Origin of the sequence: Streptomyces sp. SID8374 (assembly GCF_009865135.1) — a bacterium.
In the GTDB taxonomy this organism is placed as follows: Bacteria; Actinomycetota; Actinomycetes; order Streptomycetales; family Streptomycetaceae; genus Streptomyces.
On sequence record NZ_WWGH01000001.1, the window covers coordinates 2,531,845 to 2,554,555 of the forward strand.

Sequence of the window (22,711 nt, forward strand, 5' to 3'; positions counted from 1 at the left end):
GGGGCCCCGCCCCGGCGGTTCCGTCCTCAAGCTCCCCACGGGCTGGAGTTTGGGTAGGGGTTGATTGTCAGGCCCTAGTCTCTACGCTCGTTGGCATCCCCGTGAACGTTGAACATCTCCGCTCTCTCCCCACCTAAGGACACCCGCCATGCACCGCGCATTGATCGTCGTGGACGTTCAGAACGACTTCTGCGAGGGCGGCAGCCTCGCGGTGGCGGGTGGTGCCGATGTCGCCGCCGCCATCACCGATCTCATCGGTGAGGCCCAGCCCGGCTACCGGCACGTGGTGGCCACCCGGGACCACCATGTCGACCCCGGGGGCCACTTCTCCGAGACCCCGGACTTCGTGGACTCCTGGCCGGTGCACTGTGTCGCCGGGACCGAGGGCGTCGGGTTCCACCCGAACTTCGCGCCCGCCGTCGCCTCCGGGGCCATCGACACCGTCTTCGACAAGGGCGCCTACTCGGCCGCGTACAGCGGGTTCGAGGGCACCGACGAGAACGGGACCGGCCTCGCACAGTGGCTGCGCGACCGGTCGGTGACCGAGGTCGACGTGGTCGGTATCGCCACCGACCACTGCGTACGGGCCACCGCCCTGGACGCGGCCCGTGAGGGCTTCGTCACCCATGTGCTGCTGGACCTGACCGCCGGGGTCTCGCCCGCGACCACCGAGAAGGCCCTGGACGAGCTCCGGACGGCGGGCGTCAAGCTCTCCGGCATGCCGGTCGTCGCCGAGGCCCTGTAGCCGCCCGCGGAGCCTCACGCCGCCGGGCGGGCCGGTCCGGCGTGGCCCGCCGGACCCAGCAGGGCCCTGATCGGGTGCCACAGCTCCTGGCAGGTCTGGAGCGCCAGCGCCGGCTGCGTGGCCGGGCCCGCCTCGGGCGCCGCCCGCCACAGCAGGCCGTCCGGGTGGTGCAGCACCGCCGTGACCTCGTCCGGCGTGGGCGGCCGGTCGTTGCCGCGCAGGTACACCGCCCGCAGCCCCAGATTGCGCAGCCTGGTCAGGGCGCGCGCCCGGTTCGCCGCGTGGACCAGCACCCGTACCGGGGCCCCTGGGCCCGCCCCCGTAGCGGCGCGGTGGGCCATGCCCTCCGTCGGTCTGGTGAGGGTGAGGGCCACCACCACCGTGCCGTTCGGCAACCTGCAGAAACCTCCGCCTGCCATGGATCGCACTCCCCCGTGAGACGTCGTGTCAATAAGGATGTGAACAAGACGCACCTAAACACGATCGGCCGCCGCCCGCTAGAGGGCGACGGCCGATCATGCTCTGACCTGGGGTTTTACGAAATTATCGGCCCGAGGGGCTGACCAGCACGGTCATCGAGGAGCCGTTGAGCGGCTCCAGGACGATGGAGATGCGGGTGTTGGTGTCAGAAACCTTGACACTGCCCGTGGGGTTCTCCTTGTACCAGTAGGTGCCCTTGCGGTCGTCGAAGACCGGGTTGCCCGGCGAGGGCTGGATCTTCAGCGGCACGTCCGCGTTGTGGAGCGTGAAGCCCTTGTTCGGGTACCAGCTGAACGGGGCGTCGAACGGCTGGATCTTGTTGCGTACGACCGTGCCGTCCTTCCACTTGAGCGGCTTGGCGTGCGAGTCGACCGGCAGGATCAGACCCTGGCCCGGGTGGACCGAGGTGTTGTTGTCCTTCTGGGAGGTGTCCCAGAGCCAGACGAGCAGACCGGTCTGGTACGCGTAGTGCTCCACCCAGCTCGGACGGGTGGTGGCGAAACCGAAGTTGTACGGGCCGACCTTGAGGGTCTCGTCGTACGACACGTACTGGCGGTTCTCCGCGATGTAGTACTGCGGGTAGTCCTTCGCGAACGACTCGCCGATCCGCGAGAAGCCCTTGGCCGACCAGCCGTTGTCGTCGCCCTCGGCGTTGTCCGAGAAGAGGACGGCACCGTCGGCCGTGATGGTGATCTCGTCGGCCGCGAAGCCCTTGCCGCCCGCGCCGCCGTCGGTCTGGTAGCGGAAGCGGAGGTCGATCTTCTTGCCCGCGTAGGCGTCCAGCGGGAAGGAGAGCTTCTTGTACGCGCCCGAGACGTCGGTCAGGGCCGGCTTGTCGCTGGCGTCGCGCGGGATGGCCTGGCCGTCGGCGGTGCCGTCGAGTGCGGTCCAGCTCGTGCCGCCGTTGTCCGACACCTCGGTGTAGAGGAAGTCGTAGTCGGCCTCGATGTCGTACCAGCCCGAAAGGTCCAGCTTCGCCGAGGACTTGCCGGTCAGGTCGACCGAACGGGTCAGGGTGTTCGACAGGTTGTCGCCCTGGTCGCTCCACCACTGCTTGGTGCCCTGCGCGGGCTTGACGACCGTGGTGGTCACCGACTTGGCCGGCAGTTCGACGACGAGCGCCTGCGGGTCCTTGGTGTTGTACTCCGAGACGCCCAGCTTGTGCAGCGAGGTCTTGCCCGCCTTGGCCGTGTCGTAGTCCAGCCAGCCGAGCTGGAGCTTGTCCCACGAGGTCATGTCGCCCGGCAGGTTGCCGATCTCGCCCTTGCCGGTGCCGAGCCAGGAGCCCGCCGACATCAGGGACCAGAAGCCGACCGAGTTCTCGCCGCCGCCGGAGGTGTCGTACAGGTCCGGCAGACCGAGGTCGTGGGCGTACTCGTGGGCGAAGACGCCCAGGCCGCCGTTCTCGGGCTGGACGGTGTAGTCGCCGACCCAGATGCCGGTGTCACCGATCTGCGCGCCGCCGGCCTTGTTCTCGGCCGGGCCGGTCAGGCCCGCGTTGGTGCCGTACGCGTACCAGCGGTGCGCCCAGATGGCGTCGCCGCCCTGCGCGCCGCCGCCGGCCGACTCGTCCTCGCCCGCGTGGACGATCTGGAAGTGGTCGATGTAGCCGTCCGGCTCGTTGAAGTCGCCGTCGCCGTCGTAGTCGTAGCGGTCCCACTGGTCGTACTCGGCCAGGTCCGCCTTGATCTGCGCGTCCGTGCGGCCCTTGGCCTTCTGGTCGGCGACCCAGGCGTTGACGCCGTCGCGGACCGCGTCCCACACGTTGGCGCAGTTGGACTGGCCGCAGTAGTTGGAGCCGTAACGGGCCTCGTTGTAGTCGACCTTCACCCAGTCGGAGACCGCGCCGTCGACCGAGTAGCGGCCCGAGGAGGTCTTCTCGTAGTAGGTCTTGAGCGAGTGGACGTCCTTGCCCTCGCCGAAGTACAGCTTCTCGAAGTGCGCCCGGTTGTAATCGGCCTTCCAGGCGGTGCTGTTGTCCTTCTTCGGGTCCGGCTTGGCGATCTGGTTGTGCGCCGGGCCGGGCGTGCCGCCGTACTTCTTGACCGGGGGCTTGGGGCCGTCGCCGTCCGGGTCGAACATCGTGGTGTCGTCGACCTTGTCGCCGAACTCCAGCAGGATGGTGAAGATCTTGTCGGTCTTCTCCCGGCCGAGCTCCACGTACTTCTTGTCGCCGAGCTTGACGACCTTGGAACCGCTCCTGGCCGTCACCTTCTTGTCCCCGGCGAGCACCTGCTCCAGCGCGGCCTCCCGCTGCGCTGCCTGCTGCTCGCTGAAGGGACCTTCGAGGTTGTGCTCCACATGCCCCTTGGCCGGCGCCGGGTCCTGGCGGTGGGCGGCGGAAGCGGCGGAACCTGACGTGGTGTCATGCGCCTGGGCGGTGGCGAAAGTCGACGCCGTCGCGGCGGTCGCGGCCATGGCCACGACAACAGCAGCGGCGCGAAGCGCCCGTCTCTGATTGGTCACTTGATGCAGTCCTCCCCGGGCGTCCGCGCAGCGGCCAGGGGGGTATGGAGAGGGCCGCGCGCGTAAACGCGTCACAAGTGACGACATTCGATCGGAGTTGCGAGAGAAAAGACAGACCTTGACTTGAACAGACCAAGTGCACTATGCAGGAGCGCTTTCCCGATATACGGACAGGATCCCCGCCAACGGGCGCGCCGCACCGTCCGGTTGGTGAGAGGCGTGACTCCGTGCGCCCCCTGTGCACCGGTACCGTGGGTTAGGTCACGCTTACTACCGGTCCCGGTCGGGCATCCACCGTCGTAGGGTCGGAAGGCACTCGTGCATGTGCCGACCGCTCGCCCATCCGACGTCCCGAGGACGGAAACCGTCATGCCGCGTCCGACTGCCGCACAGCTCGTCTACGGTTCGGCCACCGTCATCTGTACGACCCTCGCCCTGCTGCTGCTCTCCGGTACGGAGTCCGGGATCGGCGTGGGCCTCGCCGCCGTCACCGCGCTCGCGCTCGGCCTGCTCGTGGCCGTACGCCTGCCCCAGCCCCGGCAGACCGCCCCGGCCCGGACGGCGCACCCGCACCACACCGCCCACGCCTCCGCCGCCCGTACGCACCGCGTCCTGGACTCCCTGGGAGCCCGGGAGCGGGTGCCGGCCGCCCGCTCGTCCCAGCAGGCGAACCGGCAGCACTCGCTGCGCCGCTGAGCGATCCGCGCCTTCGGCAGCCGGACGGGACGACGTGCCCGCCCGGCTGTCGGCCTGCCTACCTGGCCACGACCACCACGGTCTTGGCCGCCTTGTCCTGGAGCGCCTGCCGGTAGGGCTTGTCCGTGAACATCAGCACGATGTTGATCAGCCACCACAGGCACGGGCAGCACAGCAGCGCCGGGGCCCACAGGACGACGGCCCGCATCAGCGCCGCGCCGGTGTCGGGCACCCGGCCGTCGTTGAGCATGGCCACGCGCAGCTTCAGCAGCCGCTTGCCCAGGGTCCGGCCGTCCTTGTGCGTGAAGTACGTGTCGTACGCGACGTAGACGACCAGGCCGATCAGCGACCACAGGAACTGGTGGCCGCTGTAGGCGCCGTCGAACCCGTTGTCACCGTCCCCGTCGACATCGATCGCCCCGCCCCACGGCAACGAGATCAGATAGAGCGGGATCGAGATGATGAGGAAGTCGATCAGCCGGGCCAGGATCCGCTTGCCCGGCTCGGCCAGCGGCGGCATCCCGGCCAGGGGGTCCGGCGCCCCGAAACCCCCGCTGCCGCCGTACGGGTCGTTCGGCGGGGGCGGCGGAGGGGGCGGCGCGCTCCCGTAGGGCGGCCGGCCGTACGGCGGCTGACCGTCCGACGGCGGCGGGGGCTCCTGCGGCTTCTTGACGAACGGATCGTCGTCCTCGGGCGGCTGGCCGGGCGTCGGCTGGTCGTTGCTCATGGGGGCAGTGCATCCCGTGCCACCGGGGCCCGCAACGGCTCAGGTGCGTTCGGGGGACGCGGGGCGGCATACGAGTCTACGGCGGGCCTCCGCAGGCCGCCCGCTCATCCGCTCAGCCCGCCACGAACGTGCGGGCCGCCTTGTCGTGCCAGCACTGGCGCCAGGGCCGGTCGACCAGGCACCAGAGCACATTGACCACGCCGATGACCAGGAGCCCCAGCACCCCGTAGACGAGCCAGCGGCGCAGGGCCGCACCCAGCGTGGGCGCGTCATGGGACTCGATGTCCCGTACGTCGAGGCCGAACAGCTTCTTGCCCAGCGTGCGGCCCCACTTGGCGGTGGGCAGCGCCTCCAGGAGGAAGCCGAGGACGAGGAAGGCCGCGAGCAGGGCCCCGAGCAGCGTCCCGGTGGTGGAGTCCAGCAGCCAGACGGTGACGGTCTCGCCGGTCTGCTTCGCCGCGGTGATCTTCCGGTCGATGTGGTCCATCGCCTGGGTGCCCAGGGGGATGGCGACCGCGCCGACGACCGCGCCGAGCACCAGGTTGTCGACCAGCCGGGCGGCGAACCGCTTGCCGAGCCCGGCGGGCCGGGCCGCCGCCTGGGAGCGGACGAGCTGCTGGAAGGGGTCGTCGGCCGCCGGGGGCTTCCAGGGCACGACGGGCTGGTCCGCCGCCGCCCCGGACTGCGCGAAGGGGGGCTGCTGTTGCTGGTGGGGCAGGGGGTGGGGCGTCGGCTGAGGCGCCTGCTGGAGCTGCTGCTGCGGTTCGGGCTGGGCCAGTTGGTGGACCTGCTGCGCCCAGGACGCCGAACCGCCACCGGGGCCCGGGGTGAGCGGCGTGGGGGCGACAGGGGCGGGCGCGGGGGCCTGGACCGGTCCCTGCCGCGCCTCCTGAGGTGCGGGGGCGGGGGCCTGCACCGGAAGGGGCTGAGCGGTGGCGGCCGGAAGCGCCTGCGGCCCCTGCGGCGTACCGGCGTTCGGCTGTACGGGGTCGGGGCGCGGGGCGCTTCCCCGTACGGCATTCGGCTGTACGAGGTCGGACTGCGGGGCGCTCCCCCGTACCGCACTCGGCTGTACGAGGTCGGGGTGCGGGGCGCCTCCCCGTACCGCATTCGGCTGTACGAGGTCGGACTGCGGGGCGCTCCCCCGTACCGCATTCGGCTGTACGAGGTCGGGGTGCGGGGCGCCTCCCCGTACCGCATTCGGCTGTACGGGGTCGAGGTGCGGGGCGTTCGGCTGTGCGGCGCCGGGCTGCGGGCCCGTCGCGCGGATCGTGACCGTGCCCTCCGTCGGCGGGCGCGCCCCGGCCTCCGCAGCGGCCCCGCCGTCGCTCCCGCTGTCCCGCATCCCCGGCAGCGCACCGCGGGTCGGGTCCTGCGCGAGGGGTGCCCGCGGGTCGGCCGGGGGCGCGGCGGGCTCCGGTGCCGGGCCGCCGCCCCAGGAGACCCGGTGGTCCCGCTCGCCGCCGAAGCCGGTCTGGCGCGCGGAGTCCGCCTGCCAGACGGACCCGGCCTCGGACGAGGCCCCGGCCTCCCGGCGGTCGGCGCCGGCGGACCCGCCCGACGTGTTCGAGCCACCCGGGCCGTCCGCGATCCCCTCCTCCTCGTCGAAGAAGATCGGCCCGGTCTCCTCCACCGGCGCGGCCTGCTGGGGCGCGGGCCGGCTCGTACCCGGGACCCAGGACGCGCCGTTCCAGTACCGGACGTAACCGGGGATGGAGGGGTCGGGGTAGTAGCCCTCACGTGGGCTGTCGTCACCGGGTGCCGGAGTTGGCGCGCTCATCAGCGGGTCCCGTATCTCTTCGAGGCCTCAGGCCGTCCCCGGAGTGCGGGCGGACGGCCTCAATACAAGGGTCCACATCTATCAGACCGCCACGTATCCCCGGGCCGGTCCGCCTGTTTGGGACCACTTTCGCGACGGATCGAAGTTTTTTTGAGAAGTCGCGTAATAGGTGGCGGGGAGGGCGCTCTCTCCTTGTGCGGGACGGTCAGCGGGACCGGCCCATGAGCACCGGAAGGTCGTGCATTCTCATGATGAGCATCGTGGAACGTGAGCTGGAGCTGAAGCTCGTCCTGTCCCCCGAGCGGTCCATCCCGGTCCCCGCCCGGCTGACGTACCGCACCGACGACCCGTACGCCGTGCACATCGCCTTCCACATCGGCTCCGAGTCGCCCGTGCACTGGACGTTCGCCCGGGAGCTGCTGGTGGAAGGGGTGTTCCGGCCGTGCGGGCACGGGGACGTGCGGATCTGGCCGACGAAGATCGACAACCGCAGCGTGATCTGCGTGGCCCTCACCTCCCCCGACGGCAACGCCCTCCTGGAGGTGCCCTCGGCCGCCGTCGCCGCCTGGGTGGAGCGCACGCTGCGCGCGGTGCCGCCGGGCACGGAGAGCGACCGGCTCGGGATCGACGAGGCGCTGGCGGAGCTGCTGGCCCCGCTGCCTGCGGACGACCTGTGGCTGAGCGACCCGTGGTCGGCGGACGAGTCGCCGTCCCAGGACGGTGAGGCGTGAGGGCCCCCGTAAAGGGCGGGTGTCAGAAGAGCTTGCCGGGGTTGAGGAGGCCGAGCGGGTCGAAGGCGGCCTTGATACCGCGCTGCAACTCGATACCGGTCTCGCCCAGTTCGCGGGCGAGCCACTCCTTCTTGAGGACGCCGACGCCGTGTTCGCCGGTGATGGTCCCGCCCAGCTCCAGACCGAGCGCCATGATCGCGTCGAAGGACTCGCGGGCCCGGCGGGACTCGTCGGGGTCGGTGTGGTCGAAGCAGACGACGGGGTGGGTGTTGCCGTCGCCCGCGTGGGAGCAGACGCCGATGGTGAGGCCGTACCGCTCGGCGATGGCCGCCGTGCCCGCGAGCATCTCGCCGAGCCGGGAGCGCGGTACGCAGACGTCGTCGATCATCGTGGCGGACTTGACTGCCTCCAGCGCGGTGAGCGACATCCGGCGGGCCTGGAGGAGGAGTTCGGACTCGGCCGGGTTATCCGCCGGGACCACTTCGGTGGCCCCCGCAGCCGTGCAGAGCGCCCCGACAGCGGCGAGGTCGGCCGCCGGGTCCGGGGTGTCGAAGGCGCAGAGGAGGAGCGCCTCGGTGGTCTCGGGCAGCCCCATGGAGGCCAGCTTGTTGACGGCACGCACGGTCGTCCGGTCCATCAGTTCGAGGAGTGACGGCGTGTGACCGCGCTCCATGATCCGGCACACAGCGTCACAGGCGGCGGCTGCCGAGGGGAACTCGGCGGCGAGGACGAGCTGCTGCGGCGGCTGCGGTCTGAGCGCGAGGACGGCCTTGACGACGATCCCGAGGCTGCCCTCGGAGCCGACGAAGAGCCGGGTGAGGTCGTACCCGGCGACGCCTTTCGCCGTACGTCGGCCGGTGGTCAGGAGCCGCCCGTCGGCGAGGACGACGTCCAGACCGAGGACGTACTCGGCGGTGACCCCGTACTTCACACAGCACAGGCCGCCGGAGGCCGTGCCGATGTTGCCGCCGATGGTGCACGTCTCCCAGCTGGAGGGGTCCGGCGGGTAGTAGAGGCCGTGTTCGTTCACCGCGCGTGACAGCACCGCGTTGATGACGCCCGGCTCCACGACGGCGATCCGGTCGACCGGGCTGATCTCCAGGATCCGGTCCATCCGCACCAGGGAGAGCACGATGCAGCCGTCCGAGGCGTTGGCCGCGCCGGACAGGCCGGTGCGGGCGCCCTGCGGGACGACCGGGACGCGCAGTTCGGTGGCGGTGCGCATGACGTGCTGGACCTGCTCGACCGTGCGCGGGAGCACGACGACGGCCGGGGTGCCTGCCGCGCAGAAGCTCGCCATGTCGTGGGCGTAGGACGCGGTGACGTCCGGATCGGTGATCAGGGCCTCGGCGGGGAGCCCGGTGCGCAGGCGTTCGAGAAGATCGCTCATGGTTCCAGCGTGGCACCCGGGGGCCAATGGTGTGAACCCGTCGGCGGGGGCGATCCCCAAGGAGCGGTGTGCTCGTATGACTGACGCACAGTGATGGCCATGGATGTCATGCCCCAGCAGGATCCCGAGTCCCGCCGGCCGCCCGAGCCGTCCCCGCACGACCCCTACGCGATGCCCGCCGAAGGCGCCACCGCCGTGCCCCCTCCCCCGCCCACCCTGCGGACGACCCTGCGCCGGGCCGCGTTCGGGGCGGTGGCGGCGGGTGTGCTGCTGGCCGGGGCGCTGGTGGCCGTACCGGACGGGAAGCGGGACGTCCCGAAGGAGCCGGGTCCGGTGGAGCGGGCCGAGGCGGCGGCGACCGCGGGCTCCCCCGCCTCCCTCTCGGACCTGACCGCGCTGGTCGGGGACCGGCAGAAGTGGGTGGAGTCCCACCCGGCCGACGCGCCGTCGTGGGCGACGCTCGGTTCGGCGTACGTGGAGTGGGGGCGGCGCTCGGCGGACGCGGCGTACTTCGGGCGCGCGGAGGAGGCGCTGAAGCGGTCGCTGGAGGCGCGGCCGGGCGAGCGCGGCAACGGGGAGGCGTGGGTGGGGATGGCGGCACTCGCCAACGCGCGGCACGACTTCCTGGCGGCGAAGCGGTGGGGCGAGACGGTACGGAAGCAGGACCCGAAGGCCTGGAGCGTGTACCCGGTCCTCATCGACGCCTACACCGGTCTCGGGGACGTCAAGGCGGCGACCGAGGCGACCGAGAAGTTCGGCGAGCTGCGCAAGGGCGTCCCCGCCCTGGCCCGCACCGCCGACCTCTACCGGGGCCAGGGCTGGCGCGAGGACGCGCTCGCCACCGCCCGGGAGGCCGCAGACCGGGCGACGACACCCGCCGAGAAGGCCGAGGCGCTGCACCGGCTGGGCGAGCTGGCCTGGGAGCGGGGCGAGCCGGAGGAGGCGGTGGCGCAGTTCGACGCGGCGCTGCGCACGGACTCCGGCCACCACGCGTCGCTGGCGGGCAAGGCCCGGGCCCTGGCGGCGCTGGACCGCACGGACGAGGCGGTGGCCGCGTACCAGAGCGCGCTCGCCAAGCTCCCGCGCCCGGCGTACGCCCTCGAACTCGGCGAGCTGTACACGTCCCTGGAACTCGACGGCGACGCGCAGAGCCAGTACGACCAGCTGGGCGAGCTGCTGGAGCAGGCGAAGGCGGCCGGGGTCGACGAGTCGCTGGTCCGGGCCCGCTACGAGAGCGACCACGGGGACCCGGCGGTGGCGGTGGAGCTGCTGCGCGGCCAGTGGAGGAAGCAGCACCGCAGTGCGGCGGTGGCGGACGCGCTGGGGTGGGCGCTGCACCGGGCGGGCACGTCGGAGGAGGGGCTGAAGTACGCCCGGCAGGCGGTGGACACGGGGGTGCGGAACGCCTCGTACGCGTACCACCTGGGCGTGATCGAAGCGCGGCTGGCGCAGTACGGTCCGGCCCGCCGCCACTTGGAGGAGGCGCTCCGCACCAACCCGGCGTTCTCCCCGCTGGACGCGCCGAAGGCCCGGGAGGCGCTGGAGTCACTGGGTGAGCCGCCGTCGGGCGGGCCGGGGGACATGCAGCCGCCGCCCCCGCCACCGGCCCCTGAGCCGAAGCGGGAACCGAAGCCGGAGCCGAAGCGGGAGTCCCCCAAGCCGGAGTCCCCGGCCCCCTCGAAGACGGCCCCGGCCCCGTCGAAGCCGGCCCCGAGCAGCCCCGCGGCGGTGGAGGCCGACGCCTCGAAGTCTCCGTAGAACGGCTTCCGACAAAGGAACGGCTGCCGAAAACGGCATACGCCACCGCGGTCCGGGGTGCTGCCCCGGTCCGCGGTGGCGTATGTGGGAGGTCTCAGAGGTTGCCGCGCTTCTCCTGCTCGCGCTCGATCGCCTCGAAGAGGGCCTTGAAGTTGCCCTTGCCGAAGCCCATGGAGCCGTGGCGTTCGATCATCTCGAAGAAGACGGTCGGGCGGTCCTGGACCGGCTTGGTGAAGATCTGCAACAGGTAGCCGTCCTCGTCGCGGTCGACCAGGATCTTTAGCTCGCGCAGGATCTCGACCGGCACCCGGGTCTCCCCCGCCCACTCGCCGAGCGTGTCGTAGTACGAGTCGGGGGTGTCCAGGAACTGCACACCGGCCGCGCGCATCGAACGGACCGTGGAGACGATGTCGTTGGTGGCGAGCGCGATGTGCTGGACGCCTGCGCCGCCGTAGAACTCCAGGTACTCGTCGATCTGCGACTTCTTCTTCGCGATCGCCGGCTCGTTGATCGGGAACTTCACCTTCAGCGTGCCGTCGGCGACGACCTTCGACATCAGGGCGGAGTATTCGGTGGCGATGTCGTCGCCTACGAACTCCTTCATGTTGGTGAAGCCCATGACCTCGTTGTAGAAGCCGACCCACTCGTTCATCCGGCCGAGCTCCACGTTGCCGACGCAGTGGTCGATGGCCTGGAAGGTCCGCTTGGCCGGCGGCTCCACGATCGGGGAGGCGGCGGCGAAGCCGGGGAGGTACGGGCCGTCGTAACCGGAGCGCTCCACCAGGGTGTGGCGGGTCTTGCCGTAGGTGGCGATGGCGGCGAGGACGACGGTGCCGTGCTCGTCCTTGACCTCGTGCGGCTCGGTGATGCCGCGGGCGCCGTGCTCCACGGCGTACGCGTAGGCGGCGCGGGCGTCCGGGACCTCGATGGCGAGGTCGACGACCCCGTCACCGTGCTCGGCGACATGGTCGGCGAGGAAGGTGCCCCACTCGGTGGACGCCTTGATCACGGAGGTGAAGACGAAGCGGGCGGCGCCGTTGGTGAGGACGTAACTCGCGGTCTCGCGGCTGCCGTTCTCCGGTCCGGAGTAGGCCACGAGCTTCATGCCGAAGGCGGTCGAGTAGTAGTGCGCGGCCTGCTTGGCGTTGCCCACGGCGAAGACGACCGCGTCCATTCCCTTGACCGGGAAGCGGTCGGCCTGCGCGGCGGTGTCAGGGCTGGTGTGCAGAGTCTCAGTCATGTTCGAAGGCTCTCCCCGCATCGCAAGGTGCGCAATAGTTCGCGCATTCACTGGTCAATGTGTGCAGCCGATTGCCATGATGGCCGGACTATCTGTACAGGGTGACCACCGGAGGCGGGCTCATGGCGATCGATCATCTGGACGGCCGGCTCATCGTGCTGCTCGCACGGGAGCCGCGCATCGGCGTCCTCGAAGCATCCCGGCGGCTCGGCGTGGCGCGCGGGACCGTACAGGCGCGGCTGGACCGCCTTCAGTCGAATGGCGTCATCCGGGGGTTCGGCCCGGACGTGGACCCGGCGGCGCTCGGCTATCCGGTCACCGCGTTCGCGACGCTGGAGATCAAGCAGGGCCAAGGCGCCGACGTACGGGCCCATTTGGGCGGCGTACCGGAGGTGCTGGAGCTGCACACCACCACCGGCACCGGCGACATGCTGTGCCGGCTGGTGGCCCGGTCCAACGCCGATCTCCAGCGGGTGATCGACCGGGTTGTCGGATTTGATGGCATCGTCCGGGCCTCCACGGCGATCGTCATGGAGAACCCGGTTCCGCTGCGGATCATCCCGCTGGTGGAACAGGCGGCCCAGGACACCGACTGAGCCAGGGGAATCCGGGCAGGCAGAGATCCGGAAGCCCGAACGCCGACCGATCCGAAGGAGCGCCGTGTGAGCTTCTGGGAGTATCTGAACACCCGCCACCAGCAGCTCCTCACGGACGCGTTCCAGCACGTCAGCGCGGTCTTCCAGTGCATGGTCATCGCCACCGTGCTGGGGGTGGTCATCGGGGTGGTGAGCTACCGCAGCGGCTGGGGCGGCTCGCTGGCCATCACCTCCACGGCGACGATCCTCACCATCCCCTCGCTGGCCGCGATCGGTCTGCTGATCCCGCTGGTCGGGCTGGGTGTCGCGCCGACGGTGATCACGCTGACGCTGTACGGGCTGCTGCCCATCGTCCGGAACTCCATCGTGGGGCTGCGGGGCGTCGATCCGGCGCTGGTCGACGCGGCGACGGGCATCGGGATGTCGCGGGTGGCCAGGCTCTGCCGGGTGGAGCTGCCGCTGGCCTGGCCGCCGATCCTGACCGGGATCCGGGTCTCGACCCAGATGCTGATGGGGATCGCCGCCATCGCCGCGTACGCCTCCGGGCCCGGCCTCGGCAACGAGATCTTCCGGGGCATCGCCTCGCTGGGCAGCGCCAACGCGATCAACCAGGTCCTGGCGGGCACGCTCGGCATCGTCGTCCTCGCCCTGCTCTTCGACGCCGCGTACGTCCTGCTGGGGCGGCTGACCATCCCGAGGGGGATCCGTGCCTGAGACCGAGACCGTTCCGGAGAGGGAGAGCACCGCCACCTCCGGGGCCACCATCCAGCTGGAGAACCTGACCAAGAAGTACCCGGGCAACCCGAACCCGGCCGTCGACAACGTCTCGATGGAGATCAAGGCCGGCGAGACGGTGATCTTCGTCGGCCCGTCCGGCTGCGGGAAGTCCACCACGCTGAAGATGATCAACCGTCTGATCGAACCCACCTCCGGCCGGATCAGGATCGGCGACGAGGACGTCACCGACATCGACCCGGTGAAGCTGCGCCGCAAGATCGGGTACGCGATCCAGTCCTCCGGCCTCTTCCCGCACATGACGGTCGCCGACAACATCGCGCTGGTCCCGAAGATGGTCGGCTGGTCCAAGTCCCGGGTGAAGGACCGGGTGGAGGAGATGCTGGACCTGGTGGGCCTGGACCCGCGCGAGTTCCACGGCCGCTATCCGCGCCAGCTCTCCGGCGGGCAGCAGCAGCGCGTGGGCGTGGCACGGGCGCTGGCCGCCGACCCGCCCGTCCTGCTGATGGACGAGCCGTTCGGGGCGGTCGACCCGATCACCCGCGACCACCTCCAGGACGAGCTGATCCGGCTCCAGCACGAGCTGCACAAGACGATCGTGTTCGTCACCCACGACTTCGACGAGGCGATCAAGCTCGGCGACCGGATCGCGGTGCTGCGGGAGCGGTCGCACATCGCGCAGTTCGACACCCCGGAGGCGATCCTCACCAACCCGACGGACGACTTCGTCTCCGGTTTCGTCGGGGCGGGCGCGGCCCTCAAGCGGCTCAACCTCACCCGCGTACGGGATGTGGGCATCGCGGACTTCCCGACGGTGACGGTCGAGGACCCGCTCCAGACGATCTTCAACAAGCTGCGCAACGGCCCGCACAACGAGCTGCTGATGCTGGACCGCCGCAACCGCCCGTACAAGTGGCTGCGGCGCGGCGACCTGATGCGGGCGCGCGGTTCGCTGGCGCGGGCCGGGCAGCTGGTGCACGACACGGTGACCCGGGACGCCACGCTGCACGACGCGCTGGAGGCGGTGCTGACCGACAGCGGGGGCCGGGTCGCGGTGACCGGGCGGCGCGGCGAGTTCATCGGCGTCGTGGACATGAAGACGCTGATGGACAACGTGCAGGAGCTGCTGGAGGCCGACCGGCTGACCGCCATGGAGCACCAGCACGAGCTGGAGGAGCAGCGCGTCCACCAGACGGAGCAGGAGCTGGAGGGGGGTGGCGGCGGAGTATGAGCCCCAGCCACCAGTCCGGCTCCGGCAAGGGCCCGGCCACCCCCACCCGGCCGCCGGGCGAGCACGACGTCAAGGGCCACGCGTTCCACGACGAGGAGAGCGACCCCTCCCCCGCCCCGGCCGCCCCGGCGCGCCGGATCACCTGGCGGAAACTGGTCGTCCTGCCGGTGGTGCTGACGGTCATCCTGGTGGTCACGTACGTGTGGATCACCAATATCCACCTGGACTCGATCGCGGAGAACTCGCTCTCCGGCGGCAATGTGCAGCTGCGCTGGTGGCAGCATGTGCGGCTGACGGCGATCTCCACCTTCTGGGTGCTGATCATCGCGATCCCGCTGGGCATCGCGCTGACCCGGCGGCGGCTGCGGAAGGCGGCCCCGGCGTTCACGGCGCTGGCCAACATCGGGCAGGCGACCCCGGCGATCGGCCTGCTGGCCCTGCTGGTGATCTGGCTGGGCATCGGGCCGCGTACGGCGATCATCGGCATCGTGATCTACGCGGTGCTGCCGGTGCTCTCCAACACGGTGGCGGGCCTGCGGGCGATCGAGCCGAACATGATCGAGGCGGCGCGCGGGATGGGGATGTCCGGGCGGGGCGTGCTGCTGAAGGTGGAGCTGCCGCTGGCGGTGCCGCTGATCCTGGCGGGCGTGCGTACGGCCCTGGTCCTGAACGTCGGTACGGCGACGCTGGCCACGTTCGGCGGGGGCGGCGGGCTCGGCGACCTGATCACCTCGGGGATCCAGACGCAGCGGATGCCGGTGCTGATCATCGGCTCGGTGCTGACGGTGGTGCTGGCGCTGCTGGTGGACTGGCTGGCCTCGCTGGCCGAACTGGCGCTGACGCCGCGCGGGCTGGAGGAGCGGTGAGGAAGACGACGTACGGTGTCCGGGTCCTGGCGGCCGCGTCCTTGCTGCTGCTGGTGAGCGGCTGCGGGCTCAAGAGCGGTTCGCCGATGGTGGACGACGTGTCGCCCGGGTCGGTCGGGCAGGGCGAGCCGCTCAAGGGCGCCACGCTGACGGTGACCTCGAAGAACTTCAGCGAGAACATCATCCTGGGCCAGATGACCGGCCTGGTCTTCAAGGCGGCCGGGGCGGAGGTGCTGGACCGTACGAACCTGCCGGGCTCCATCAGCGCCCGCGAGGCCATCATCAACGGCGACGCCGACGCCCAGTGGGACTACACCGGCACCGGCTGGATCACCTTCCTCGGCCACGCCGACCCCATCGTCGACCCGCAGGAGCAGTACGAGGCGGTCCGCGACGAGGACAAGGGCAACGGGGTGGTCTGGCTGCCGCCGGCCCCCCTCGACAACACGTACGCCCTGGCCATCAGCAAGAAGAACAACGCCAAGTACAAGCTGAAGACCCTCTCGGACGTGGCGGCCCTCGCGAAGAAGAACCCGGGCGCGGTGACGATCTGCGTGGAGAACGAGTTCGCCTCCCGGGACGACGGGCTGCCCGGCATGGAGAAGCGGTACGGGATGAAGATCCCGGCCGGCAACATCCAGAAGATGGACGCCGGGATCATCTACACGCAGGTCTCCGAGTCCGACTCCTGCCTGCTGGGCGAGGTGTTCACCACCGACGGCCGGATCAAGGCGATGGACCTGGACGTACTGGAGGACGACAAGAACTTCTTCCCCAACTACAACGCGTCCCCGGTCGTCCACCTGGCGACCTTCGAGAAGTACCCGGTGATCGCGGAGCTGCTGGCCCCGCTCGCGAAGAAGCTGACGACCGAGGTGGCGCAGACGCTGAACGCGAAGGTGGACGTGGATGGGGAGGACCCGCACGAGGTGGCGAAGGAGTGGCTGGTGGCGGAGGGGTTCATCGAGGAGGGGTGACGGGAGCGGGGGAGGTCTCGGGGAGGCTTCAGGGAGGTCCTGGCGAGTTCCCCGGCGAGTTCCCGGGCGAACTCGCGGCGAGTTACAAAGAGTGCGTTGCAAAGAACCCCTTGCAAAGATTGCTTTGCAAGTCTACGGTCGACCCATGACGGAGAACGAGACCGGCCGGCGCACCCCCGTCGGCAAGCACAACATGCACAACGTCGACGCCCGTACGCTGCGCACCCTCGCGCACCCCCTGCGGATCCGGCTGCTCAACGCCCTGCGGGAGTTCGGCCCCGCCACCGCCTCCGGGCTCGGCGAGCGGCTGGGCGAGTCCAGTGGCGCGACCAGCTACCACCTGCGCCAGCTCGCGGATGCCGAACTGGTCGAGGACGCCCCGGAGTTGGGCAAGGGCCGCGAGCGGTGGTGGCGGGCGGTGCACGAGGGGTCGACGTTCGAGAGCGCGGACTTCCTCTCGCACGCCGACCCGGAGGTACGCGGGGCGATCGACGTCGTCATGCACGAGGTGGCCACCACCCACGCCCAGGAGCTGAACACCTGGCTCGGCACGATGGGCGAGTGGCCGGAGGAGTGGCGGCGGAGCTCGGACATGAGCGACTTCAAGCTGCGCCTCACCCCTGAACTGGCCCGGGAGCTGTCCGAGAAGCTCCACGAGGTCGTGGAGAGCTTCCGGGACCGCGTCCCGGAGGGCACCGAGGGCTCGGCGGTCGTACGGACCCACCTGCACACCTTCCCCCGCCCCTCCGAATGATCAGCGCGCCCCAACAGCCGACGGCCCGAAGGGAATTACTCATGCACGCCGACACGCACGCCGACATCCACCTCGCCCTGCACGCCGACCGGTCCGCCGAACTCCTGCGCGAGGCCTCGGAGTTCCGCCTCCCCCGGGCCCACCTGCGCACCCGGATCGGCTGGACGATGGTCGAGGTGGGCCTCCGGCTGGCCCGGAGCGGGCCGACCGCGACCGGCGGCCACGCGTTCCGTACCGCCTAGCAGTCCGTACCGCCTGGCAAACGGCCTCCGGGGGGAAGCACGGCCATGCACCACCGCCACCGTCACCGCACACCGCTCGCCGCCACGCTCGCGGCCAACTCCATCTCCACCGCCGGGACTTCGCTCACCCTGATCGGCGTGCCCTGGTTCGTCCTGGAGACCACCGGGAGCGCGGGCCGGGCGGGCGTCGTCGCCTTCTGTGCCACCCTGCCGATCGTCCTCGCCGCACTGATCGGCGGGCCGTTCATCGACCGGATCGGCCGCCGCCGGGTCGCCGTCGCCTCGGACGCGGTGTGCGGCCTCGCCATCGCAGCGATCCCGCTGCTGCACCACGTGGGCGCCCTCGAATTCTGGATGCTCTGCGCGCTGATGGCGCTGAACGGGTTCGCCCACACCCCGGGCAACACCGCCCGGTACGTCCTGATCCCCGACCTCGCCGAGCACGCGGGCACCACACTCCCCCGCGCCGCCAGCCTCTTCGACGCGGTCTCGCGCGGGGCCAGGATGGTCGGCGCGGCGCTGGCCGGGGTGCTCATCGCCTTCGCCGGCTCGGAGACCGTACTCCTGCTGGACGCGGGGACGTTCGGGCTCTCCGCCCTGCTGATCGCCGTCGGGGTACGGGGGGTGGGCCCGGCCGAGCCGCGCACGGCGCAGGCGCCCGTCTCGCTGCGTACGTACGGCACCGAACTCCGCGAAGGCTACGGCCACTTGCTGGGCAACCGGCTGCTGCTGTCGGTCGTGGTGATGGTGATGTTCATGAACGGCACCGACCAGGGCTGGAACGCCGTCCTGCTCCCCGTGCACGCCGAGGCCGAGCTGGGCGGGGCGAAGGCCATCGGGCTGCTCACCGCGCTGTTCGGGGCGGGCGGGCTGGCGGGGGCGCTGCTGTACGGGGCGGTGGGGCACCGCTTCTCACGGCGGGCGGTGTTCACGGTGTGCGTGATCCTGTGCGGCGCCCCCCGGTTCCTGGTCGCCGGGGTGACCGGGACGGTGCTGCCGCTGGCGGTGACCATGCTGCTGGGCGGGATCGCGGGCGGGGTGCTGAACCCGATCCTGACGACGGTGATCTACGAGCGGGTCCCGGACCGGCTGCGCAGCCGGGTCTCGGGGGCGCTGACCGCCGGGTGCGAGTTCGCGATGCCGCTGGGCGGCCTGGCGGCCGGGCTGCTGGTGGAGGGCGCGGGCTCCTCGGGGGCGCTGCTGGCGATGGGCGCGGTGTACTTCCTGGCGACGCTGAGCCCGCTGGTGTTCCCGTCGTGGCGGACGATGGAGGGGCCTGCGGTGGAGGGGCCGGCGGCGGACGAAGCGACGCGGGAGGAGGGCTCCGTACCGGCGGAGGCAGCGGTCCAGGAGCCCGGCCCGCCGCCGGAGGTCAGCAGCTCGGCACCTTCCCGCCCTGCTCCAGCGCCTTGAGCGCGTCCACCGCGCCGCCGAGTGTGGTGACGGGGATCAGCCGCAGCCCGTCGGGCCGCTCGGCCTCCGCCTCGCGGCACTCGGCCTTGGGGACGAGGAAGACGGTGGCCCCGTCGCGGTGGGCGGCCTGGGTCTTCATGGAGACCCCGCCGACCGCGCCGACCTTGCCGTCCGCGCTGATCGTTCCCGTACCGGCGATGACGCGGCCGCCGGTGAGGCCGCCGCCCTTGCCGTCGCCGTCGAGTTTGTCGATGATGCCGAGCGAGAGGAACAGCCCGGCGCTGGGCCCGCCGATGTCGCCGAGGTCCACGGTGACCCGGATGGAGCCGGGCTCGCGCTTCAGCTGGTTGAGGGCCGCGTCGACGGCGACGTTCTGGGACTCCTTCATGTCGTTCAGGTTGTGCTTCTCGATCTCCTGCTCGGAGCCGCCCGTCGGGTAGACGGAGTCCCGGGGCATGACCGCCCGGTCCGTACGGAACCAGCCGTCCACCACATCGCCGATCCGGACGTCCGCCTTGGGCCCGGTGGCGACGATCGTGGTCATCCGCAGCTGCCCGTCGGTGGGCCGGGTCTCCGCGCCGGTGATGGTGATCACCGGCTTGCCGCGGTCCTTGCCGAGCACGTCCGCCGTCACCCCGGGCTGCGCCAGGGTGAACGGCAGCGGCGCGAGGGCCGCCGTACCGAACAGGGCGAGGACGGGCAGCGCGCAGAGGGCGAGCGCGCGGGGGCGCGAGAGACGAGTGAGCACCCGTCCAATCTAACCGCCGCGCGGAAGCGGGCACGCGCCAGGCGTACGCCCCCGCCGTGCCACGGCCGCGGGGGCGCCGACGCGCGAGGCGCTACCGCAGCGCGTCCGCCACTTCCCGGGCGGCGTCCAGCACCCGGGGCCCGACCCGCTCCGGTACGGCGTCGGCGAGCATGACCACGCCGACGCTCCCCTCCACCCCCGACACCCCGACCAGCGGCGCGGCCGCCCCGCTGGCACCGGCTTCGAGCTCGCCGTGGGTGAGGGTGTAGCCGGGGTGCCCGGCCGTGGTGTGCTGGCGGGCGGAGAGGATGGCCCGCCCGGCGGCACCGCGGTCCAGCGGGTGCCGGAAGCCCGCCCGGTAGGCCACGTGGTAGTCGGTCCAGGTGGGCTCCACGACGGCGACCGCGAGGGCGTCGCTGCCGTCGACGAGCGTGAGGTGGGCGGTGGCCCCTATGTCCTCGGCCAGGGAACGCAGCGCGGGCAGCGCGGCCTCCCGGACGAGGGGGTGCACCTGGCGGCCCAGGCGCAGCACACCGAGCCCGACCCGGGCGCGGCCGCCCAGATCACGCCGGACCAGGGCGTGCTGCTCCAGGGTGGCGAGCAGCCGGTAGACGACGGTCCGGTTGACCCCGAGTTTGTTGGACAACTCGGTGACGGTCAGACCGTGGTCGGTATCGGCGAGCAGTTTGAGGACCCGCAGTCCTCGGTCGAGCGTCTGGGAAGTCTCCGCTGTCACGACGCCCTCTCCTCTTCGGGTGAGCGACGACGGCCCGGCTCCGGGGGTTGCGACGCCGGTCCCAGCGGCGACGCACGGAGAGGCCGCCGGTCTGGCCAAGGCCCCGGCTGCGCTCCGCGGCGGCTCTGCCACGGGGCGTTCATATGGCGGGGACAGTAGCGAGCCAGTCCGCTCAGCGGAAGACCTCGTCCAGAATCCGGGCGCTTCCCCGGGCGAGGCCCCGACCGTACGGCATAACCGCCGGTCAGCGCGGTGGCGTCCGGAACGCGAACATCTACGCGCGTCCAGGAGGACAGACGCGTTGGTGACCCTTCGTGTACCTCATGTGAACTGGCGTTAACTCACCGTGAATTGAAGCGTGGACATTTTTCCGGCCGGGCGGTGGAGCGTGGCCGGAAACGGCCGTGCGGCCCGTCCCGGAAGGACCGGAACGAGCCGCACGGAGGGCGGTGGGGCGCAGTGCCCGCTCACGTCATACGGGTGGCCCACTCCTGGACCTTGGCGATCCGCTGCTGGATCTGGTGGGCGGTCGCCTCGGCGGTCGGGGGGCCGCCGCAGACGCGGCGCAGCTCGTTGTGGATCACACCGTGGGGCTTGCCGCTCTGGTGGGTGTAGGCGGAGACCATCGTGTTGAGCTGCTTGCGCAGGCTGAGCAGCTGCTTGTGGGTGACGACGGGCCGCGCCTCGGCGGGCTTCTCCAGGAGGTCGGCCTCCTCGGCCGGCTTCTGGCGGCTGTGCGCGATCTGGCGGCTCTGGCGCTTCTGGAGGAGGAGCTGCACCTGGTCGGGTTCGAGGAGGCCGGGGATACCGAGGTAGTCCTGCTCCTCCTCACTGCCCGGGTGGGCCTGCATGCCGAACTCGGCGCCGTCGTACAGCACCCGGTCGAAGACCGCGTCCGACTCCAGGGCTTCCCAGGGCAGTTGGTCCTCGGTCTCCTCGTCCTCCAGCTTCTCGGCGTCGGCGAGGAGCTGGTCCTCCTCCGCGAACGGGTTCTCCTCGTCGCTGCCCTTCTTCGGCTTGTCGAGGACGTGGTCGCGTTCGACCTCCATCTCGTTGGCGAAGTCGAGGAGCATCGGGATCGTCGGTACGAAGACGGAGGCCGTCTCACCGCGCCTGCGGGAGCGCACGAAGCGGCCGACGGCCTGGGCGAAGAAGAGGGGGGTGGAGATGGTGGTCGCGTACACGCCGACGGCGAGGCGCGGCACGTCGACGCCTTCCGACACCATGCGGACCGCGACCATCCAGCGGGACTCGTCCGCGCTGAACTTGTCGATCTTCTTCGAGGCGGCCTTCTCGTCGGAGAGGACGACGGTCGGCGTCTCGCCGGTGACCTTCTTCAGGATCTTGGCGTACGCGCGCGCCGAGTCCTGGTCCGTCGCGATGACGAGCCCGCCCGCGTCGGGGATGCCCTTGCGGACCTCGGTGAGCCGCTTGTCGGCGGCGGCCAGCACGTTGGGGATCCACTCGCCGGTGGGCGAGAGGGCGGTGCGCCAGGCCTGGCCGATGGCGTCCTTGGTCATCGGCTCGCCGAGCCGGGCCGCGATCTCGTCCCCGGCCTTGGTGCGCCAGCGCATGTTGCCGCTGTAGCTGAGGAAGATGACCGGGCGGACGACACCGTCGGCGAGCGCGTTGCCGTAGCCGTAGGTGTAGTCGGCGGAGGAGCGGCGGATGCCGTCGTTGCCCTCCTCGTACTGGACGAAGGGGATCGGGTTGGTGTCCGACCGGAACGGCGTACCGGTCAGCGCGAGCCGCCGGGTCGCCGGGTCGAACGCCTCCTGGCAGGCCTCGCCCCAGGACTTGGAGTCACCGGCGTGGTGGATCTCGTCGAGGATGACCAGGGTCTTGCGCTGCTCGCACCGGTTGCGGTGCAGCATGGGGCGGACGCCGACACCGGCGTACGTCACGGCGACGCCGTGGTACTCCTTGCTCAGCGGACCGGCGCTGTACTCCGGGTCGAGTTTGATCCCTATCCGGGCGGCCGCCTCCGCCCACTGCTTCTTGAGGTGCTCGGTCGGGGCGACCACGGTGACCTGCTGGACGACATGGTGGTGCAGCAGCCACGACGCGAGGGTCAGCGCGAACGTGGTCTTGCCCGCGCCGGGCGTCGCGACGGCGAGGAAGTCGCGCGGCTGCTCCTGGATGTACCTCTCCATGGCCCCCTGCTGCCAGGCTCGCAGCTTGCCGGCGGTGCCCCAGGGGGCGCGGCCGGGAAAGGCGGGTGAGAGGTGGTGGGAGGCGGTGGTAGTAGTCACGGTCTCCGGTTCGGGGCGCTCGGGTACGTGGGGCGCTGTCGCCGCCGGACCGGCCCGAAGGACGTGGCCCGCGATACGACAACCGGGCCACCCTACCGGGGGCCCGGTGGAAACCCGGTACGAACGAGCCGCGCCGAGAGCTGACGAG

The 22,711-nt window shown here is 71.2% G+C and carries 21 protein-coding genes; 12 read left to right on the top strand and 9 right to left on the bottom strand.

The genetic code is table 11. The features are described from left to right. Positions 1 to 148 precede the first annotated feature (148 nt). Positions 149 to 745, top strand: a complete 597-nt coding sequence (locus tag GTY67_RS11210) for an isochorismatase family protein (protein ID WP_093688735.1) — start codon at positions 149 to 151, stop codon at positions 743 to 745. 14 nt (positions 746 to 759) lie between these two features. Here the strand turns inward: GTY67_RS11210 and GTY67_RS11215 are convergent, their stop codons facing one another. Then, positions 760 to 1,164, bottom strand: a complete 405-nt coding sequence (locus GTY67_RS11215) for a hypothetical protein (protein ID WP_093688738.1) — start codon at positions 1,162 to 1,164, stop codon at positions 760 to 762. Between the two features lie 124 nt (positions 1,165 to 1,288). Next, entirely contained in the window at positions 1,289 to 3,691 is a 2,403-nt protein-coding gene (locus GTY67_RS11220) for an immune inhibitor A domain-containing protein (RefSeq protein ID WP_093688739.1), read from the bottom strand. 369 nt (positions 3,692 to 4,060) lie between these two features. Here GTY67_RS11220 and GTY67_RS11225 point away from each other — a divergent pair, with 369 nt between their 5' ends. Beyond that, positions 4,061 to 4,387 (top strand): hypothetical protein, encoded by a 327-nt coding sequence (locus GTY67_RS11225; RefSeq protein WP_161278560.1) that lies wholly within the window; start codon positions 4,061 to 4,063, stop codon positions 4,385 to 4,387. Positions 4,388 to 4,445: 58 nt separating this feature from the next. Here GTY67_RS11225 and GTY67_RS11230 read toward each other — a convergent pair whose 3' ends face one another. Together GTY67_RS11230 and GTY67_RS11235 are read right to left on the bottom strand one after the other, a co-directional pair. After that, positions 4,446 to 5,114, bottom strand: coding sequence for an RDD family protein (locus tag GTY67_RS11230; RefSeq protein WP_161278561.1), 669 nt, complete (start codon positions 5,112 to 5,114; stop codon positions 4,446 to 4,448). A 112-nt stretch (positions 5,115 to 5,226) separates the two neighbouring features. Continuing rightward, positions 5,227 to 6,894, bottom strand: coding sequence for an RDD family protein (locus GTY67_RS11235; protein WP_161278562.1), 1,668 nt, complete (start codon positions 6,892 to 6,894; stop codon positions 5,227 to 5,229). Positions 6,895 to 7,142: 248 nt separating this feature from the next. Here GTY67_RS11235 and GTY67_RS11240 point away from each other — a divergent pair, with 248 nt between their 5' ends. Then, positions 7,143 to 7,625, top strand: coding sequence for an SsgA family sporulation/cell division regulator (locus GTY67_RS11240; RefSeq protein WP_093688747.1), 483 nt, complete (start codon positions 7,143 to 7,145; stop codon positions 7,623 to 7,625). Between the two features lie 22 nt (positions 7,626 to 7,647). On the opposite strand, the gene GTY67_RS11245 is transcribed toward GTY67_RS11240, so the two are convergent. Further along, the gene (locus GTY67_RS11245) at positions 7,648 to 9,015 is read right to left on the bottom strand and encodes an FAD-linked oxidase C-terminal domain-containing protein (RefSeq protein WP_093688749.1); all 1,368 of its coding nucleotides are present in this window, start codon (positions 9,013 to 9,015) and stop codon (positions 7,648 to 7,650) included. 99 nt (positions 9,016 to 9,114) lie between these two features. Between GTY67_RS11245 and GTY67_RS11250 the strand changes: the two genes are divergently transcribed. Then, positions 9,115 to 10,773, top strand: a complete 1,659-nt coding sequence (locus GTY67_RS11250; protein ID WP_161278563.1) for a tetratricopeptide repeat protein — start codon at positions 9,115 to 9,117, stop codon at positions 10,771 to 10,773. Positions 10,774 to 10,867: 94 nt separating this feature from the next. Here GTY67_RS11250 and hppD read toward each other — a convergent pair whose 3' ends face one another. Then, the gene (gene hppD, locus GTY67_RS11255; RefSeq protein WP_093688751.1) at positions 10,868 to 12,013 is read right to left on the bottom strand and encodes a 4-hydroxyphenylpyruvate dioxygenase; all 1,146 of its coding nucleotides are present in this window, start codon (positions 12,011 to 12,013) and stop codon (positions 10,868 to 10,870) included. Positions 12,014 to 12,135: 122 nt separating this feature from the next. Between hppD and GTY67_RS11260 the strand changes: the two genes are divergently transcribed. The 8 genes from GTY67_RS11260 (at position 12,136) to GTY67_RS11295 (ending at position 18,827) form a co-directional block, all read left to right on the top strand. Next, positions 12,136 to 12,609, top strand: coding sequence for an Lrp/AsnC family transcriptional regulator (locus GTY67_RS11260; RefSeq protein WP_073872916.1), 474 nt, complete (start codon positions 12,136 to 12,138; stop codon positions 12,607 to 12,609). Positions 12,610 to 12,675: 66 nt separating this feature from the next. Next, on the top strand, positions 12,676 to 13,323 hold the full coding sequence (locus GTY67_RS11265; protein WP_030567765.1) for an ABC transporter permease: 648 nt from the start codon (positions 12,676 to 12,678) through the stop codon (positions 13,321 to 13,323). Then, entirely contained in the window at positions 13,316 to 14,575 is a 1,260-nt protein-coding gene (locus GTY67_RS11270) for a betaine/proline/choline family ABC transporter ATP-binding protein (RefSeq protein WP_093688755.1), read from the top strand. Before GTY67_RS11265 ends, GTY67_RS11270 begins: the two co-directional genes overlap by 8 nt. Next, entirely contained in the window at positions 14,572 to 15,441 is an 870-nt protein-coding gene (locus GTY67_RS11275) for an ABC transporter permease (RefSeq protein WP_161278564.1), read from the top strand. The genes GTY67_RS11270 and GTY67_RS11275 overlap by 4 nt, the downstream gene beginning before the upstream one ends. Before the next feature lie 86 nt (positions 15,442 to 15,527). Further along, positions 15,528 to 16,418, top strand: a complete 891-nt coding sequence (locus tag GTY67_RS11280; RefSeq protein WP_237502750.1) for a glycine betaine ABC transporter substrate-binding protein — start codon at positions 15,528 to 15,530, stop codon at positions 16,416 to 16,418. A 145-nt stretch (positions 16,419 to 16,563) separates the two neighbouring features. After that, complete coding sequence (locus GTY67_RS11285; protein ID WP_093688759.1) at positions 16,564 to 17,172, top strand: metalloregulator ArsR/SmtB family transcription factor; 609 nt, start codon at positions 16,564 to 16,566, stop codon at positions 17,170 to 17,172. Positions 17,173 to 17,213: 41 nt separating this feature from the next. Then, the gene (locus GTY67_RS11290; protein WP_161278565.1) at positions 17,214 to 17,414 is read left to right on the top strand and encodes a hypothetical protein; all 201 of its coding nucleotides are present in this window, start codon (positions 17,214 to 17,216) and stop codon (positions 17,412 to 17,414) included. 45 nt (positions 17,415 to 17,459) lie between these two features. Beyond that, positions 17,460 to 18,827 carry an MFS transporter gene (locus tag GTY67_RS11295; RefSeq protein ID WP_161278566.1) on the top strand — a complete coding sequence of 456 codons (1,368 nt, stop codon included), beginning with the start codon at positions 17,460 to 17,462 and terminating at the stop codon, positions 18,825 to 18,827. On the opposite strand, the gene GTY67_RS11300 is transcribed toward GTY67_RS11295, so the two are convergent. The 3 genes from GTY67_RS11300 to GTY67_RS11310 all read right to left on the bottom strand — a co-directional run bounded on the left by GTY67_RS11300 (position 18,787) and on the right by GTY67_RS11310 (position 22,563). After that, positions 18,787 to 19,575, bottom strand: a complete 789-nt coding sequence (locus tag GTY67_RS11300) for a S16 family serine protease (RefSeq protein ID WP_161278567.1) — start codon at positions 19,573 to 19,575, stop codon at positions 18,787 to 18,789. The two genes, GTY67_RS11295 and GTY67_RS11300, sit on opposite strands and share 41 nt — an antisense overlap. Positions 19,576 to 19,666: 91 nt before the next feature. After that, entirely contained in the window at positions 19,667 to 20,311 is a 645-nt protein-coding gene (locus GTY67_RS11305; RefSeq protein WP_018488589.1) for a helix-turn-helix domain-containing protein, read from the bottom strand. 467 nt (positions 20,312 to 20,778) lie between these two features. Continuing rightward, positions 20,779 to 22,563: a DEAD/DEAH box helicase gene (locus tag GTY67_RS11310; RefSeq protein ID WP_093688765.1), complete on the bottom strand. Its 1,785-nt coding sequence runs from the start codon at positions 22,561 to 22,563 to the stop codon at positions 20,779 to 20,781. Positions 22,564 to 22,711: the final 148 nt, after the last annotated feature.